The sequence below is a fragment of the Bradyrhizobium sp. USDA 4541 genome (assembly GCF_024171085.1).
Classification (GTDB): Bacteria; Pseudomonadota; Alphaproteobacteria; order Rhizobiales; family Xanthobacteraceae; genus Bradyrhizobium; species Bradyrhizobium australafricanum.
In genome coordinates this window covers 2040250-2055916 of the sequence record NZ_JALJZF010000001.1, presented here as the reverse complement: position 1 = coordinate 2055916, position 15667 = coordinate 2040250, and the positions used below count along the sequence as shown (strand labels likewise).

The following is a 15667-nucleotide window of genomic DNA, read 5'->3' as shown; positions in this document are numbered from 1 at the left end:
GCGCTACTCGGCAGCAGCAGCGAGCCGGCCGGCTCGATCGAAGACGATCTGCCCAGCTAGCAAGGTCATATCGCAGCGCACGTCCGTTTCCACCCGCTCAATCGGCATGCTGAAAATGTCGTGCGACAGGATCGCAATATCCGCTGCGAGGCCCGGCGCCAAACGCCCAATCTCATTCTCCGCGAATTGCGTATAGGCGCCGAGCGCCGTATAGGCGTGAACGGCTTCCTCCAGGGTCAGACGTTCAGCCCCCCCAGTCACATGATGCCGCTTGGTCATGCGTGTGACCATGGTGAAGAGGTTCTTGAACGGATCCGTTGTGCAGACGGGAGCATCCGAGCTTGCCGCAGGATGCAACCCCGCTTTCAGCCATTTCTGCATTGGGTAGGAGCTGTCCGCCGCCTCTTGGCCAAGGTTTGTGACGTAAAGTTCGCCGAACTCGTAGATAAAGATCGGCTGCGGCACTGGGTCTATACCAACTTTGGCCATCCTGCCCAATTGATCGTCAGTCAGCCATCCGCAATGCTCGATCCGATGCCGACGCTCTCTCACCGGGTTGTCCAAGGTATCGAGCTTCTCCATGCCCGATAGAACCTGCTCGATCGCCGCGTCACCAATGGCGTGAATAGCAAGCTGGTAGCCGAGGCGATGGAAATGCTCCAACCTCCAATGCATCTGCTCGTCGGAGTAAATGAAAATTCCACGATTTTCAGAAGCTCCCGCGCGATAGGGTCGACTCATTGCCGCGGTTAAACTGCCGGCACTGCCGTCGGCAAACACCTTCATTGCGCCGTAACGCAGCAGCCCCACTTCTCGGCCAAAGCAAAAGCCTTTCGCGTGAGCCGCATCTCCTATGCCGCCAGCGTTTCCATAAAGACAAACCCAGACCCTAAGAGGCAGTCGACCAGCCCTGGCCAACTCCTCGTACGCATCGACTTCTACAAGTCCGGCCCTCATGCCGACAGCCGCATCCATGACACTGGTGAAGCCCTGCGAAAGCATAAATTTGCCGGCTCTTTCAATCGCCGACATCAATGTTGCCTTGCCCGGCGAGGGCATTGCGCTGGTGATCATCGTCATTGCGTTTTCAGCAACCAACCCCGTGAGCTTGCCGGCGCGCTTCTCGATCAAGCCTCCCGATGGATTGGGCGTGTCCTGTTCAATACCCGCCTTGCGCAGCGCCTGGGTGCTTGCGACGCCGACATGGCCGCACGTCCGTCCAACAAAAACAGGATTATCAGGCGAGACATGGTCCAGCTCTTCAGCCGTCGGATGGCGGCGCTCCGTCAGCTCATTGTGGTCATAGCCACGACCGACAATCCAATCACCTGGCTTCTTTGTCGCCGCAGCAGCCGCCACGCGACGCAAAATCTCGGCGATTGAGCCAACACCGGATTCTGGACGCAAATTGATGGACTGCATTGCCAAGCCAAGTGGCAGCAAATGCATATGCGCGTCGTTCAATCCGGGAACCGCGACACGGCCATCCAGCTCAATCGTCTCGGTCTGCGGTCCCCTCAGGTGATTGATGTCCTCGGATGCTCCGACGGCCAGAATCTTGCCATTCGCCACAGCGACGGCCTCAACGAAGCCCTCGTTCAAGCCGCAAAAGATCTTCCCACCCTGTAAAATTATCGCTGCTTTCATCGCAGGCTCCAGTGCGCAATCCATCTGGGCCGGGATGTGTATCACCATACATTTTCGACATCAAGATGTATGACGCATCATATTTTCGATGCAGCGCGGTGACCAAGCCTGACGGCTTCCGCCTCGCACACCTCCATAATGGATTGTTAATCCGATACAATAATACAAATCGGGTCCGCTTATGGCACCTATCCCATTAACTCAAACGGGGACTGCTCGCCGGTTGACAGTCTCTAAATGTTTGATACATCTTATATGCTGAGGTGACTTGGTCAGCCAGCCCCTTCAACTGCTGAGCGGTTGGGACGAGAACCAGGCTCCGCAGAGCTTGTAGGCGTATTCACTGCGGGATCGAGAGAGACAACCCAGCAACGTTAGGATCGCGAATGCGCGCGAGGGACAGAGCTGACGCGTGACTCGAACTCGAGACGCGGTTCGCATCGGCATGCAACTTCAATTGACCTCAACGCTTCAGGATTAAGCCATGTCTGTTTTTGTCAGAACTTTCGTCCTTATCGGGAGCCTGGTTTTCCCTCTCTTCGTAATGAGCCCGGCTGTCGCGCAGACCGCGTCGCGCGATCTGGTGAAGGAAGAAGCTAACCGCAAGCTAGTGTTGGAATTCTACGATCGCGTATTCAATAGGCACGAACCAAAAGAAGCGGCGGAAGTGCTTGGCGACGTCTACATTCAGCACAATCCGACAGTGCCAGACGGCAAATCGCACTTCGTTTCCTTCTTCACCGAATTATTCAAACAGAAACCGGAGAGGCGCGCGCGTATTGTACGGAGCGCGACCGATGGTGACCTCGTCTATCTGCATAGTCACGCGACGAACGGGGCGGGAGACCGCGGCCGAGCGATCGTCGACATCTTCCGCGTCAAGGACGGCAAAATTGTCGAGCACTGGGATGTAATCCAGTCCGTGCCAGAGAAGGCCGCCAACAACAATACGATGTTCTAAACAGGGGGAAGCCCCAATCGGCAAAATGCCGGATCCAATCGGCTTTTCGTTCAGCGAGTCTGCTGAATCTCTTGCGTGGCTCGCGACGAAGTGGCCTAGATTTGCCATCCATTCGGGCACCGTTTTTGATCGCCGGATCCAGCTTGGGCGTGCCCGGCCTTTTTCTCGCGCGTGCCACACGGGCACCTTCTGTCTGTCTGTGCGTCGCGCGAGGTCTAGGTTGTTCACTCACCAAACGCCTCCGCTTGGCGGGTCGGGACTTTTATGGACCGCAATGTTTAGGCCAGAAATCTAGGAATCTCGAGCGTGGTCAGCGATTAGCCAGTCTGCGAAGGGGTTTGGAAGTGTTCAATGATTGCGCGTCCCCCGAGGGTTATGTCATTCATAATCGCTGCCGCGGCGGCTTGGCTGTCATGGCGCCTGAGGGCGTCTACAACTGGATAATGATAATCGATCATCGAGCGTCCGCCTGCCTGATAGGAATCGGCGATGAGTGGACCCATCTGAAGCCAGATACGACTTAATATGCCGTTCAGCACTGGCAACTTCGCAATTGTCGGCAGAGCAAAGTGGAAGGCCTGATTAAGTGTTGTCCCCTGAACTCGATCACCATCCGCGATAGCCTTTTCGTTCTCCCGCAAGATTTTCTCGAGAGTTTCGATATCCTTGCTTGACGCGACTTGGGCTGCCGTCTCGGCCGCCAGGGCCTCTAGTCGCAATCGAATCGATCGGATTTCGAGATAGCGCTCTTGGGTGACTCTGGGAATGCGTATATCGCGCGGCGACTGAAACGTTATGGCTTCGTCGTGGGCTAGCCGCAGAATTGCATCTCGAATTGGTGTGACGCTCGTTCCCAGCCTCTCAGCAAGATCACGAATCTTGAGGCGTTCCCCAGGCTGAAACTGTCCCTTGATCAGCGCATCGCAAAGCGTTGTGTAGACGGTGTTGCTGAGATTGTCGTGCTCAAGGGTCTTTAAGTGAGACATCGCTTCCTTCGATTAGCTTGCATAAAATGACATAAGTCGGACGAACATTTGATACCATATGATGCATCAACTGTCCGATTTTACCGTCCGATGGGGTACCGCGATTCAAAACTTCGGTAGAGTTTTCCCCATCCCGATGGAAAGAAATGAAACTGGATCCGAATATGCACCCTGACGACAAATGACGTCGTACAGCAATTGCGATCGGACTAAAATCCTCCGTTCGGCGCCCGCCGCACTCTTTCCCATCTTTGACCGGGACTAACCGTAACCCCTACGCCCCGGGCGAAAACCTTGTCCGTTTGTAGAGCATGCGACATCTATTTTCCCCGCAGCAGCATGAGCGCCCATACGTTAGACCCAAGGCGATAATGCTGAGCGGTATGTTCAACCAGCCGCTCTGTGTCCTCGATTGGCGACACGTTTTGGCGGCACGTTGCGAATTTGTGGCCGTCCGTGGGAGATAATCCGGTGGAGAGCAAATTTCTGACCGCAGAAGAAGTGGCAAAACGCTACCGTGGGGGTGTGTCTGTTGGGACACTCAGGAACTGGCGCGCTATGAGAATCGGACCCTCATTTGTGAAGATCGGAAAAGCAGTTCTCTATCCCGTCGATGAGCTCGAGGCGTGGGACGCGAAAAATCGAGTACAATGCCATCCGCCAAAACGGCTCAGCGAACACGGGCATGACCAGCAGTGAGAACTTTACGAGCGGTCATTTCCCCCTCACCTCCTTCGACTATCGGCGGGGCCACGTTGCAAGAATTCATCGGATACCGGCCGGATGGGAGCGCCTATCCAAGGTTCCCGCGTTCACCAGACACCGCTCGATCGTCCCGCATTCATCGGGTGAGAGACCACGGCGACCTCGGAATCCCGGTGTTGTGCAGCGGGGATGGATTGACACGATTTGACGCCCTCACCGACATTTGCCCATTCGCCGCCACCCGCGCGTGCCGCAGCCGCCGCTATGACCTGGTCGCGCTGATGTCTCATCATCAGCATGGCGAGAATGGTTGTGGAGGTCAGCCGAGAGACCCGGAAGAAGGCGTCGCACACCTCATAGTAGACCGTTTCATCCTGCTTCGGGTCGGTACCCGCTGATCTCAAGTGTCGCCATGCGCGTTTCCGGGTTCGTGTCAGCGATCGCGGTGTAGAGGTGCCGAAAGCTGAGATGCACGAAGTCGGAGGTCTGCGCGTATAGTGGTTCGATCCAGGGGTGGCCCTCGGCAAGTTTTCTTTTCAGGAAGGCATCGGTGAGGCGTTCCGGCCTTCCACCGCCAACCGGCGTGCCGGACATCAGGCGATCGAAGGTGCGCTCTCCCTTGAAAAGCCTCTGAATGTCAGCCTCAATGTCGCCCATCATCGTCAGCCCGTTGATGCGCATCGCCGTGTCGATCTGGGTGCGCAACAGGATCGTTGCCGAAGGAAAGTTCTTCGTTTCAATCAGCGTGCGGAAGCCGCGGGATTGCGAAAGCGTCCGCTGGGTGGCGCCGAGGATAAAGAAGTCAACGATATTGACGGCACCGTTGGGCAGCATCTCGTGGGCCTTGGCGACGAGCTCCTGTTCGTGCTCCTTGATACTTTCTAGCCGGCGCTTCAGTGTTGGTTGCGCCGGCGGGCTATTCTCCTCCGTCATTTGCTTGTCCTTTAAAATGCATGAAACAGCACTCGACGATGTGGGTCAGCATGTCAGATCGAACACCCTATCGAGCGAAGGTCCGCGACTCTATTGCGAGCGGACCGAAAGCACTAAATCGACGCAGCGATCTAGTTAGGAAAAATGAATTGTCGTCCTTGATGCTTGCGTTATCTTTGTAGCAAGGGGAACGAGATGGAACCATGGCCTAGAATACCTGAAGATGTAGTCGCATGGTTCCGAGATGCATTTGAACAGGCAAATCGAAGGGTCTGTGAGCGCCTCGCGAACCTTCCTAACATCCGCGAAACTTCGCTCGACGATGGCCTGATCGAGGCGCTGATTCCCGATAGCGCGCCAAGGCTGCTGCCATCCGGGGCAATCGTGCGAATGGACACGCACAACATCGGCGGCTTGCGGCGGCTAGGCGCGCCACGTTGCGATTGGGATTTGCCCCAGCGTCGTCGCTGGGAGACAGCAGACATCGCAATCCTCGTCTTCGTCTACCTGCGCGACACCCTCATCGCGAAGAAGATCGGCCTCCTACAATCGAAGCGACTATTCCCGACGAACCAGGACGTCGATGATGAGGATGAGATCGGCTTCCTGCATGGCATGAATGCCTTCATCCGGCACGACGGACACCAGGTAGCGGCGGCGCTCCATCGGACCTATCGCTTCGACGCGTCTTGCGCCTACTCTGCGATCCATGCGGCCGATCGGCAGGTCGGCCTGATCGACACGCTCAATCGCGACTTCGGTAAGGCTGTCTACTATCTGCTCTATAACCCACCCGAGCTTCCCTTCTCTGTCGACTATCCCCTCCGGCAGCGTATCCGGATTGAGAATATGTCCGTGGGCAACCGGGTTCTGGACGCGGATGACGTGCACCGAGTGCTGGCTGGTCTTGGTGACGGCCAATCGCCAACTTTCGCACGGCTGCAAGCTGCAAGCGGCGTCCGCAACTGGCCACTCGAAACCTGGGCGGCCGATTTACTGCTCACCTGCCAGGTGGGGCAGCAATTCGATGACAGCAACGACGATCGTGTGCGATATTTTCTCGAGCGGCGTTCCGGCCCGATCGGCGCCGCACTTGCCGTGTCGATCACCCTATCCGAAGAAGCGTGACGGGCCTGTTTAAGCCATGCGAAGCAACGACATACCCTTCAACTTCGACGTGACCGATATTGTTGCGCGTGCTCGGCGTCAAATATCCGGGCGCGTAGGCAACATCACCCTCAGCCTTCCGTTCCTCAGTATCGAGGTCAGCCCGAAGGATCGCGAGCGTCAGGTGGCCCGAGAGATCGTGCTGCGACTGCGCGATCGTCGCGTGCTCTCGGCCTGGGAGTGCTGTGATAACTGCATCGACAACGCACTCGCCTCGCTCCGCGAGATCCGGCAGCTCATTGTCGACAAAGAAGTCGAACTCGCTGATATGCAGGTCGGGCCGCTGTTCCTGCTACTTGACGCGATGGCTGTCGGCATTCGGCAGTTCATGACGTTCGAGGAATTGCTACGCCGCGACGAGGGGGCCGCACCCCATCCTCGATTCGGCGATTTCCATCGCCCCGCGGACGTCCGGCAGGCCTATTTCGACGGGCTCGAAATATTGCGCGGACATCTCAGCCGCTGCCTTGGCCAGATCGCGCGCATCGCCGGCATGCCAGTGCCAGATGAGGGGGTAATCGCGCACTATCAAGGGCCTTGGCAACTTGAGGCTTATGCCGAGCCAGCGCGGCTTCCTTCAATGGCTAAGACACCGTCCGATGGCGAGTTCGACGACGCTCCCGACTAACTCGATCGCGCGCCTGCAGGAGCTCCTCCCGCGCGCTCTCAGGATTACTAGACTAGCGACCGAGTGCTAGGGCGATTTCTGAGCGGCGAATCGCCGGCGCTAGCGGCCGACTGCGATCGCCGAATGGTCCTCCACCTGAACGATGACGCCACCGTACATCGGCCGACGACCTTCTAAGTCGTTCGAAGCCAAACGCAGCGGAATCAATTCTGCTTATCAATCCATGTGACCGCAGGCCTTTGTGCAACAGCCCGTTGCACAATGATCGAAGCCTAGGAGATTTTGTGTCTAGTTCTGTTTATTTAACTCTGGAAGAAGTTGTCGAACGCTATCGAAATCAAGTTAGCGAGGGCACGTTGCGCAACTGGCGATCGAAGAAGATCGGGCCATCGTTCATTAAAATCGGCAAATCGGTTCTGTACCCGGTCAACGAGCTAGATCGCTGGGATCGTTCAAACCTCGTCCCATGCCAAAGCGCGCGACATCTCCCTTTTGATACTACTGACACCGAGACCAGCGTGATCTGAGCGTCGGCATGAGCCTCGTCCCGTTGTCGAGGGGCTCATGCCTACTGAAGCAAACGGCTGCGAACATCGCTTCCAGCGAGGCACTTGTCGCGATCTGCATTCCCCCCTAACCGTAGTTGCCACAGTGACTCGTGCTCCTGCATGCGTTTCCGGAAGCTGGAAGGATCGGGCGGAATACGGCGGGATAGTCACAGAACGTCATTTGCTCCAGACCCCGAACCCATACCCCAGTTCACCATCTTAAGCACATAACATACTGATAAATAAAGACTTATTTCCTTGGCTATTTTGATCCACAACAATCCGTCGCGCGACCATTAGTCACGAAGGATCACGGCTGGGCACTAACGTTTGGTGATCGAACGTGATTTTACCAGATCGTGTTTGTCTGACGCGCCGGGGCTTCTTTCTCCATCGAGCCGATATAGTCTCGCTCGTCTTTCACGAGATCGGCAACTAAAAGTGTCGGCGATCACCCCTGTTTCGACTTCTGTCTACGACATACGGCCCGGGACAATCTAACCACTAGGTCCGCGTCGAGCAGCCCGGACTGTTGCGCATTCAAAGGGGGTAATGGTGCAGCGACCAGCTTATTTCGGCGCACCCTGTGCCAAGCCAACCACGGCGGTCGTCAGCCGCGCTATCGACCACGTTACCGGTGCTCGCCGTCTAGTGCCCGTCACGCAACTTGCGAAACACCGCATCGCCTTGAGGCAAAGGTAGCGTCGGCTTACGTCTGCCCGAAAACTGTCCCATATCCGCGGCCTCGCACGGATCGACTCGATGTAGGAATATTTGGCAGACCTCCATCCCGGGATAGATCTCGAGTGGCACTTCGCCGATGTTCGCAAGTTCGAGCGTGAGGCAACCCGAAAACAAAGGATGGATGCCGGCGGCGGTCTCTATCACCAACCCGTGCCGTCCGAGCGAGGACTTGCCCGTGACGTAGCCTGAGAGTCCGGCCGGCAACCTCAACCATTCGAGCGTCGCCCCCAGCACGAAGCGTCCTGGATGCAATACGTAGCAATCGCCGAAGGGGACGAAATGCTGGCGTGTCCTCGACATCTCGGTCGGCGGAGGCGCGTAATTTGCGTCCCGGCCAACGAGTGAGACCGAATTCGTGCGCGTTTGCTTGAACGACCGAAACCAGCGGCCTAGCCGGAGATCCACGGACGCTCCGCCGCGCTGACGAACCCGCGCGAGATCGGGCAAAGGCACGATGGCCAACCGCTGATTCTCTTCTGCCCCCGCGGACAGCGCGCCGGCGATATCGTCAGCGCTAAGCATGTGCGCCTACCCGAAGATGGAATTCCGATACTTCGATCGACTTGAGCATCAGTTCGTTGAGCATGTCGTGCTCGAGCCGTTCTTCGGCGGATGAGAGCCCGCCCCGATCGCGAAGGTACTTCCATCCCGCCGTCGTGATTTCGGCGAGAGACGCGCCATCGCCGTCGGGGATGTGCCCCTTGAAGGCGTCCATGACCCGTTGGACAACATGTTGGCGATTGCGCGGCACTTTTCGCTTCGCGAGCAACTCGAAGACGAGCTTCCGCACGGCTGGAACGGACTGCGCTACGGCCGCGTCGGCGAACGAGAGCACGTCCGCCTGCAGAGTGTCCCGCACGGTCGACGGTTGCCATCCCGCAAAGAGATCAGGATCGACATCTAGAGCGAGGACACCCGCAGCGTCCTGCAGATATCCGACACGATCGGTAGCGGACGGATAACCCATCGTCCGGGCACCGCCTCCAGGAGCAAGAAAGTACTCGTATGCATACAGATACGCTTCGCCAAAGACGAAAAGGCCGAACAGATCGCAAAACACCTCTTCAAGCTGGCGAACGGCAGTGAAAAGGCAGGCGTTCTGCAAATAGGAGAGGTCGAGACCCGTCTTCGACAACTCGACCAGCACTCGGTCCCGTTCCGAGGGATTTGCCGCAATCACATCGTCGATCGCCTTCGTAAGGCCGGCCTGAACTTGGGCCTTGACGTCGTGGGCGCGCCAAGCGGAGTGACCTATCTCGTGACCCGCGAGAGGTACGATCAGGACGTTTCCGGACTCGGGAGCGGGACCGCCGACGAGTACGAAGTCCGGAAGCAGGTTGAGGTTCATTGGATAGGTGAAGGGAACGAAATTCCACTCGGAAGACATCACGAGTCGCGCTTCGGACGAGATGACCTGTTCGACCAACCTCTTGAGCGGGAAATGAACCTCGAAGGCATTCCGGACGTTGGTCGAGCGAAGGATGAATCCCAGCACCTCGGTGTGGCGTTCGAGAAATAACGTCGTGTTCGTACAGATCTCGCGCACGACTGCTTCGGAAACCGACGGCGGGAGACTCTCGAGCGACTTCAGACGAATCGCGAAATGCTGCTTGATGAACTCGAGCGCTTCCCGTCCGTCAGCATGGGGGAAATCGGACGCCTCGAGGTGGCCGATCTGATCAAGGAACGCACGGACCCTACGCCTGGCGGATGCCAGACGGAGGGTCGTTGCCGAGGTTGCGCCATTCGTGGACGACAAGTACGTCTTCCGCAGTTATTTCCTGGATCAGTTCCTGATGAAGCGCGATACAGAAACCGATTAGTTCTGACGCTAGGCCCTTGTCGCCCTGCACCACGTGAGACAGCTTTTCGCTCGCCCGCTTAATGAATTCCTGGATACCCTCAATGGCGCTAGTTTGAGGTGATTCCCGTAGACGATACAATCTCTCAAAGGGTTCGTAATACCCTGGCTCCACAAAACGGAAGGGCGCATCCGCCACCCCGGGGTCGGACGTCTGCAGCAAAGTCGCGGCCAGCCTGTCGAGGACCGCGTCGTCGTGAGGCACCCCACCCTTGATCCGCTCAAGTTCGATGGCCGACTGCAGTGCAAGGTCAGCTAGGGCGTACTTTGAGGGGGAGGCGGCGGTCAATGGCATGACTAAGGTAGCCCTTCCTCGGTTCGGATCGAACGGCGGCGGACTCTATGAACGCTGATGCGGCAGACAAAACGAAATCTGATGCAGGTTATTTTTGGACTCAAATTGAGTCAAATTGGTTAACGCCCAGGCAGAAAGTTAACCACCGTTCTTTCAGTTCGGCCCGGAAGAGGATGGCGGCAGCCGGACCGGGCTTGAGTCCCGTTGCAGCGGCATGCGCCGAAAAGGCTTCCTTCGTGACATCGAAACGTTGATGTGCCGTGATTTTCATCCTCTCGCCCTGCCCCATATCGGCGTCGAAATCGGCTTTCAGGATCCGAAGCCGATTCACGCGCAACTCGCGGACGATGAGCAAGTTTGCGAGCGCGCTGACGTCGAGTCCGCCGCTTGCCGCGAGATCCTGAAAGGCGGCGGCCTGAGCTGGCGTGAGATAACCTGTGATTTGGGCCATGCCCTATGAATAAGGCGAGACAACCGAAGATGGAAGAACGATGCCTCGGATCGGCCTCGGGTCGGCGTGCAGAAGTACGAACGTCTGATGGGGCGTCTTGAAGGCCTCGGCAATGAATCCACGCCGATCACCGTTCGCATCCGTCAGGGCGAGCGACCGCGGATTGGTCATCCTGCGAACCGGTACCATGGAGCCGAACTGGTCCGCCGGCGTGACGGCTCCGGGCCACGGGTAGGCGCCGAACTGGAGATCGAAGGCCGGCGAAGTCACGGCGCGACGCAACATGCTGACGGTCCCCATCGGGCCTGCAACGGGAGGGTCGTAGACGAGAACGGCGCAGACACGGTCGCTCGTCGAGACGTATCGGCGGACGGTGGCATACACCGACGCCCCATATCGCTTGGCGAGAATGAGGGGGGCCTTGAGCCCGACGGCGAGATCGCGGGCCTCGACGGTAAAGGTATTCCGCTGGAAGAGCACTTCCGAAGCGAAGACATTCGCCTCCCGTTCAAACTGCGCCTTCACATCGGGATCCAGCGTTTTTCGACAATCTTCGAAGATCCCGAATATGCTTTGCCAAGGAAGCACGGCATGCCCGCCTTCGTGAAGCTTGAGGAAGGGAAGCTTGTTCTTCGGCGTCTCCGGATCGATGAAGGCAACGCGCGCCTTCGGATCAAAAACACCCCAGACCTTGCTCAAGGCACTAAGCAGAGCCGTGCCCGCCGCCTCCGCCTTTTGGCGGAGGCGGGCGAGGTATCCGTCGTCCAGTTGCAGCGGCACGATCTCGACCTTCGCCGCACGCATGATCTGGTCGACCGGAGTCGGAAAGCACTCGAAAGCCCCGCCTTCGCGCAGCAGGCGGTCTGCCGCTGCGCGAATTTCCGCGAGTTGATCGCTTGCGACCGACGAGTCGTCGGGAAGGCTCACTTATTCTTGCTCCGCATGTAGGTCAGGTAGTTCAGGAGTTCCTGCTCTTCCTGCGGCGTGAGATCGCCCAGAACCGAGGTGGCAGCCCGATTCGAGGGAACCTCGGCCTCACTGACGAAACCGGCGCGCTCCATAAGCGTGCCGTAGTCGATCGCATAGACCGCCGAAAGACGGTGCAACATTACCGCGGACGGCTTCCCGATTCCGCCATTCTCGAGTTGGCTTAGATAGCCATTGGACACCTTACCGTCCGTCACACGCTCTACATCGCGCAATGTCATCCGGCGTGACTCCCTGATATCTTTCAGGAATTTTCCAAGCTCTGGTCGCGCTTCATCGTTGATCCTCTCTCCTGTCATGGGTTTCACCCGATTCTTTGTGGGGGCATTCAATGTAAGACATCTGCTTAGTGCGTCAAGCAGAGCTTCGGGTACTTGACAATTTAGCGATGCTTCGTAGATTTAGCACAGCAGGAGCCATCCGGCGCCGGCATGAGCATCGTGAGGTTAAAAATGAATACGCATACCGTTCCCGGCACTCCCGAGGCCGAGGTGATCCTGGTGGAAGACCGCGGCACCGGCGAAGTTCTCGTCGAGGTCGAAGTCCTGCAGGATCACGGTCACGAAGTAATCGTGATCGACATCGTCGATATCGAGGAGTGCGGCCGAGACAACCGTCCGCCGCCTCACGCCCATCGCTACAAGGTGAAGATCGACCACAACTACTTCGTGTTCGATCGCCGAATCGTCACCGGTCGCGAGATTCTCGAACGCGCCGGAAAGACCCCGGTCACCAAGTACGAACTCGAGAAGCGCATGCATGGCGGTCATTACGTCGCCGTGGGCCTCGAAGAGAAGGTGGACCTCGGCCAGCACGGCATCGAAGTCTTTGAGACCTTTCCCCTCGACGAGACCGAGGGCTAAGCCGTGCGACGAGAGTTCGACCTCGGCCCCGAAGACGTCCGTGCGCTCGACGCGCTCGGACGTCCCTGGGAAGCCATCAAATCGGACGCGGCCCGATACGTGCTCGTGCACGATCATCCGGTTCCGGCCGGCTACAACGTTCGGGCCGCTCGCATGGCGGTTCGCGTGGACACGTACCCGCCCGGTCCGCTGGACATGGTGTACTTCCTTCCTCCGCTCGCGCGCACCGACGGCAAGGCCATTAACAATCTCAGCACCACGACGATCGATGGCGCAACCTATCAGCAGTGGTCGCGCCACTACGCGTGGAGCGCGGGCGTCGACGATCTGTGCCGGCATCTTCGTCGGATACGGAGTTGGCTCACCCACGAATTCCTCAAGCGATAAGGAGAACTCCCGTGAACATTCTTCGCATGACGACGCCGCAACACCGGCGACTGGATTCCCATCTGTTTCCCGGCGACGGGAAGGAAGCGGTCGCGGTCGCTCTCTGCGGTCGCGGCGAAGGTGGCGACCGCAGTCTTTGGACGGTGCATCAGATCGTCGAAATCCCCTACGAAGAATGCATCAGGTCGCCCGACGCGGTGACCTGGCCGACGCGCCGCCTGAAGGCGCTGCTGTCCTCGGCCGGCAACGCCGGCATGGGCATCCTCAAGATTCACTCCCATCCGAGCGGCTACGATGCGTTCTCCGATGCCGACGATCGCAGCGACGTCGAGTTGTTCGAAGCCGTGGCACGCCGACTGCCCGGCGAACATGTTTCGGCGGTGATGTTGCCGGACGGACGCATCTTCGCGCGCATGGTGAACGCCGCGGGTCTCGGCAAACGGATGGAGCGTGTCAGCGTGGTCGGGGACGATCTGGTGTTCTGGGATTCGGCCCCTGAGGCCGAACGACAGGATTTCGACCTTCGACACCGTCAGATGTTCGGCGATCGTACGACGAACGTGTTGGCGACGCTTTCGGTCGCCGTCGTCGGCGTATCGGGCACGGGCAGCCCGACGGTCGAGATGCTGATGCGGCTTGGCGTCGGCCGTATCGTCCTCGTCGAACCCGACCATGTCGAGGCGAAGAACCTGAACCGAATCTACGGAGCGAAGCGCGGCGACGCCGACGCCAAGCGCAACAAGGCCGAGATGATGCGGGATCATGTCCTCGCATGCGGACTAGGCACAGTCGTCGAGATCTGTCCGAAACGCGTGGACTCGCCGGAAGCGATCGCGCTGCTTAGCACCTGCGACATCGTCATCGGGTGCGTCGATTCCGTCGAGGGCCGCGACGCGCTGAACCGGATCGCGACGTTCTACAGCCTGCCCTATTTCGATCTGGGAGTACGGCTGGACGCCGACGGTGAAGGCGGCGTCGCGAGCGTATCTGCCGCCGTCCACTTCTTGCAGCCCGGCGGCTCCAGCCTGCGCTCGCGCGGAGTCTACACGGAAGCCGACCTCTATGCGGAATATCTCCGTCGTACCGATCCGTCGTTCTATGAAGACCAGGTCCGTCGCGGCTACGTTCGCGGCGTCCGCGTCGACCGCCCCGCCGTCATCAGCATCAACACGGCCGTCTCCGCGGCGGCCGTGAACGAACTTCTGGCGCGAATCCACCCGTATCGTACCTCGCACAATCGGGAATTCGCGATCCAGAAGCTCTTGTTCGCCCATGGCCGGACCACTCACCGTCCCGATGGCGAACCGGATCCCGAACTCGCACAACACGTCGGTCGCGGCACCTGCCGACCGCTGTTGATGCTGCCGCGACTGGATCGCGCCGCATGATCATCATCGATCTCTTTAGAAGACTGGCGAGCGCGGCCCGGCGCCTCGGCTCCGACCTAGTCGGCCGCTTGACGCCATCAGTCCGCGTGACCTTCGTCGGCGACCGACCGACTCATCTACGCCGCAACATTCTCTACGTGACATCCGGCGCCGAGGGACCCGCTTTCGGCTTCCTTCGATGTCCCTGCGGTTGCGGCGAGACATTGCATCTCCGATTCTTCGGAACGCGCCATCCGCAATGGCGATTGACGACCGACCGCAAGCGGATCGTGACATTGACGCCATCGGTGTGGCGACAGACGGGCTGCAAGAGCCATTTCGTGCTGCGCAAGGGAAGGATCTTTTGGTGCTGATATCGCGCTCGGCAAAAGCCCGCACAGCCTCCGGCCTCAGCAGGCCATGCGTGTCCGAGACGATACCGATCTTAAGAGCCATACCGAAAACTGTGCCTCTTTAGCGATGACTACCATTGCTTGTTGGCCATGATGCGGTCCAGAAAGGCAGCTTGCGCGGGCAGGATTTTCGCCTTTGCGGTATCGAGAGTGAACCATTCGGCGCGGTCCACCTCCGGAAATGTTTGGCGGCGTCCGCTCCTCGGTGGCCATTCAATCTCGAACGAATTGCTGGCCAGGCTGGTCGGTTCGAAGTCGCTCTTCCCGGAGAACGCGATCACGCGCTTCCCGCCTCGCTGGCGGATCTCGCCCAGCGCCCACAGCCGGCCGATCGAAGCATTCGGTCCGAGTTCTTCCGCGAACTCTCGCCGCGCGGCGCGCTCAGGGTCCTCGTCGAAATCGATCTCGCCCTTTTTTTGGGATCGACCATGCACCTTCGTCCCTATTCCGCCAGAACGGGCCTCCCGGATGGACAAGGAGCACTTCGAGCCCCTCCGCACCCTTTCGATACGCCAAAATGCCGGCGCTGATCTTGGAATTTGCCCGTGTTGTTTTCGATGTAGTCATCTCGGCAGCACCGTCGGTCATGAGCGGGCTTACTTTGCCCTCTCATCGCACATGTAACCCTTGGGAGCCGGCCGTTGGGCTCACATCGATTGGCCGGCAGAAAGCCGTCCAAATGCGTTGCAGTGGCGAGGTACCGTTTGTGCAACAGGTTGTTGCA

Annotated in this window: 18 protein-coding genes and 1 pseudogene; 9 read left to right on the top strand and 10 right to left on the bottom strand. The window is 58.6% G+C overall.

Annotated elements, in window-relative coordinates; translation table 11 throughout:
* Positions 1 to 3: 3 nt before the first annotated feature.
* Positions 4 to 1647, bottom strand: coding sequence for an amidohydrolase (locus tag J2R80_RS09575; protein ID WP_253638433.1), 1644 nt, complete (start codon positions 1645 to 1647; stop codon positions 4 to 6).
* A 544-nt stretch (positions 1648 to 2191) separates the two neighbouring features.
* Here J2R80_RS09575 and J2R80_RS09570 point away from each other — a divergent pair.
* On the top strand, positions 2192 to 2608 hold the full coding sequence (locus tag J2R80_RS09570; protein WP_309143804.1) for a nuclear transport factor 2 family protein: 417 nt from the start codon (positions 2192 to 2194) through the stop codon (positions 2606 to 2608).
* A gap of 317 nt (positions 2609 to 2925) precedes the next feature.
* Here the strand turns inward: J2R80_RS09570 and J2R80_RS09565 are convergent, their stop codons facing one another.
* A complete protein-coding gene (locus J2R80_RS09565) occupies positions 2926 to 3594 on the bottom strand; it encodes a GntR family transcriptional regulator (protein ID WP_253638431.1) in 669 nt (222 codons plus the stop codon).
* Between the two features lie 471 nt (positions 3595 to 4065).
* Between J2R80_RS09565 and J2R80_RS09560 the strand changes: the two genes are divergently transcribed.
* Entirely contained in the window at positions 4066 to 4293 is a 228-nt protein-coding gene (locus J2R80_RS09560; protein WP_253638430.1) for a helix-turn-helix domain-containing protein, read from the top strand.
* 375 nt (positions 4294 to 4668) lie between these two features.
* Here the strand turns inward: J2R80_RS09560 and J2R80_RS09555 are convergent, their stop codons facing one another.
* Positions 4669 to 5232, bottom strand: a complete 564-nt coding sequence (locus J2R80_RS09555) for a hypothetical protein (protein WP_253638429.1) — start codon at positions 5230 to 5232, stop codon at positions 4669 to 4671.
* A 195-nt stretch (positions 5233 to 5427) separates the two neighbouring features.
* Between J2R80_RS09555 and J2R80_RS09550 the strand changes: the two genes are divergently transcribed.
* The 3 genes from J2R80_RS09550 to J2R80_RS09540 all read left to right on the top strand — a co-directional run bounded on the left by J2R80_RS09550 (position 5428) and on the right by J2R80_RS09540 (position 7554).
* Positions 5428 to 6360: a hypothetical protein gene (locus tag J2R80_RS09550; protein ID WP_253638428.1), complete on the top strand. Its 933-nt coding sequence runs from the start codon at positions 5428 to 5430 to the stop codon at positions 6358 to 6360.
* Between the two features lie 16 nt (positions 6361 to 6376).
* A complete protein-coding gene (locus J2R80_RS09545; protein ID WP_253638427.1) occupies positions 6377 to 7027 on the top strand; it encodes a hypothetical protein in 651 nt (216 codons plus the stop codon).
* Positions 7028 to 7311: 284 nt separating this feature from the next.
* The gene (locus J2R80_RS09540) at positions 7312 to 7554 is read left to right on the top strand and encodes a helix-turn-helix domain-containing protein (RefSeq protein WP_253638426.1); all 243 of its coding nucleotides are present in this window, start codon (positions 7312 to 7314) and stop codon (positions 7552 to 7554) included.
* A 669-nt stretch (positions 7555 to 8223) separates the two neighbouring features.
* Here J2R80_RS09540 and dcd read toward each other — a convergent pair.
* The 6 genes from dcd to J2R80_RS09510 all read right to left on the bottom strand — a co-directional run bounded on the left by dcd (position 8224) and on the right by J2R80_RS09510 (position 12212).
* Positions 8224 to 8841 carry a dCTP deaminase gene (dcd, locus tag J2R80_RS09535; RefSeq protein ID WP_253638425.1) on the bottom strand — a complete coding sequence of 206 codons (618 nt, stop codon included), beginning with the start codon at positions 8839 to 8841 and terminating at the stop codon, positions 8224 to 8226.
* The gene (locus J2R80_RS09530) at positions 8834 to 10078 is read right to left on the bottom strand and encodes a hypothetical protein (RefSeq protein WP_253638424.1); all 1245 of its coding nucleotides are present in this window, start codon (positions 10076 to 10078) and stop codon (positions 8834 to 8836) included. The genes dcd and J2R80_RS09530 overlap by 8 nt, the downstream gene beginning before the upstream one ends.
* Entirely contained in the window at positions 10017 to 10475 is a 459-nt protein-coding gene (locus J2R80_RS09525; RefSeq protein ID WP_253638423.1) for a hypothetical protein, read from the bottom strand. Before J2R80_RS09525 ends, J2R80_RS09530 begins: the two co-directional genes overlap by 62 nt.
* A 100-nt stretch (positions 10476 to 10575) precedes the next feature.
* Complete coding sequence (locus tag J2R80_RS09520) at positions 10576 to 10926, bottom strand: hypothetical protein (protein ID WP_253638422.1); 351 nt, start codon at positions 10924 to 10926, stop codon at positions 10576 to 10578.
* A gap of 3 nt (positions 10927 to 10929) precedes the next feature.
* A complete protein-coding gene (locus J2R80_RS09515) occupies positions 10930 to 11853 on the bottom strand; it encodes an ImmA/IrrE family metallo-endopeptidase (protein ID WP_253638421.1) in 924 nt (307 codons plus the stop codon).
* Positions 11850 to 12212 (bottom strand): helix-turn-helix domain-containing protein, encoded by a 363-nt coding sequence (locus J2R80_RS09510; RefSeq protein ID WP_253638420.1) that lies wholly within the window; start codon positions 12210 to 12212, stop codon positions 11850 to 11852. The genes J2R80_RS09515 and J2R80_RS09510 overlap by 4 nt, the downstream gene beginning before the upstream one ends.
* A gap of 153 nt (positions 12213 to 12365) precedes the next feature.
* Here J2R80_RS09510 and J2R80_RS09505 point away from each other — a divergent pair, with 153 nt between their 5' ends.
* The 4 genes from J2R80_RS09505 to J2R80_RS09490 are packed head-to-tail and all read left to right on the top strand — an operon-like array spanning position 12366 to position 14904.
* Positions 12366 to 12776, top strand: coding sequence for a multiubiquitin domain-containing protein (locus tag J2R80_RS09505; protein ID WP_253638419.1), 411 nt, complete (start codon positions 12366 to 12368; stop codon positions 12774 to 12776).
* A 3-nt stretch (positions 12777 to 12779) separates the two neighbouring features.
* On the top strand, positions 12780 to 13163 hold the full coding sequence (locus J2R80_RS09500; protein WP_253638418.1) for an E2/UBC family protein: 384 nt from the start codon (positions 12780 to 12782) through the stop codon (positions 13161 to 13163).
* Positions 13164 to 13174: 11 nt separating this feature from the next.
* A complete protein-coding gene (locus J2R80_RS09495) occupies positions 13175 to 14551 on the top strand; it encodes a ThiF family adenylyltransferase (RefSeq protein ID WP_253638417.1) in 1377 nt (458 codons plus the stop codon).
* Entirely contained in the window at positions 14548 to 14904 is a 357-nt protein-coding gene (locus J2R80_RS09490; RefSeq protein WP_253638416.1) for a DUF6527 family protein, read from the top strand. Before J2R80_RS09495 ends, J2R80_RS09490 begins: the two co-directional genes overlap by 4 nt.
* A gap of 110 nt (positions 14905 to 15014) precedes the next feature.
* Here J2R80_RS09490 and J2R80_RS09485 read toward each other — a convergent pair.
* A pseudogene (locus J2R80_RS09485) lies at positions 15015 to 15510 on the bottom strand (NUDIX domain-containing protein).
* Between the last annotated feature and the right edge of the window lie 157 nt (positions 15511 to 15667).

Coding starts and splice junctions, on each gene's coding strand:
- J2R80_RS09575 (WP_253638433.1), bottom strand. CDS start 1,647: ATGAAAGCAGCGATAATTTTACAGGGTGGGAAGATCTTTTGCGGCTTG.
- J2R80_RS09570 (WP_309143804.1), top strand. CDS start 2,192: ATGAGCCCGGCTGTCGCGCAGACCGCGTCGCGCGATCTGGTGAAGGAA.
- J2R80_RS09565 (WP_253638431.1), bottom strand. CDS start 3,594: ATGTCTCACTTAAAGACCCTTGAGCACGACAATCTCAGCAACACCGTC.
- J2R80_RS09555 (WP_253638429.1), bottom strand. CDS start 5,232: ATGACGGAGGAGAATAGCCCGCCGGCGCAACCAACACTGAAGCGCCGG.
- J2R80_RS09550 (WP_253638428.1), top strand. CDS start 5,428: ATGGAACCATGGCCTAGAATACCTGAAGATGTAGTCGCATGGTTCCGA.
- J2R80_RS09545 (WP_253638427.1), top strand. CDS start 6,377: ATGCGAAGCAACGACATACCCTTCAACTTCGACGTGACCGATATTGTT.
- dcd (WP_253638425.1), bottom strand. CDS start 8,841: ATGCTTAGCGCTGACGATATCGCCGGCGCGCTGTCCGCGGGGGCAGAA.
- J2R80_RS09525 (WP_253638423.1), bottom strand. CDS start 10,475: ATGCCATTGACCGCCGCCTCCCCCTCAAAGTACGCCCTAGCTGACCTT.
- J2R80_RS09520 (WP_253638422.1), bottom strand. CDS start 10,926: ATGGCCCAAATCACAGGTTATCTCACGCCAGCTCAGGCCGCCGCCTTT.
- J2R80_RS09510 (WP_253638420.1), bottom strand. CDS start 12,212: ATGACAGGAGAGAGGATCAACGATGAAGCGCGACCAGAGCTTGGAAAA.
- J2R80_RS09505 (WP_253638419.1), top strand. CDS start 12,366: ATGAATACGCATACCGTTCCCGGCACTCCCGAGGCCGAGGTGATCCTG.
- J2R80_RS09490 (WP_253638416.1), top strand. CDS start 14,548: ATGATCATCATCGATCTCTTTAGAAGACTGGCGAGCGCGGCCCGGCGC.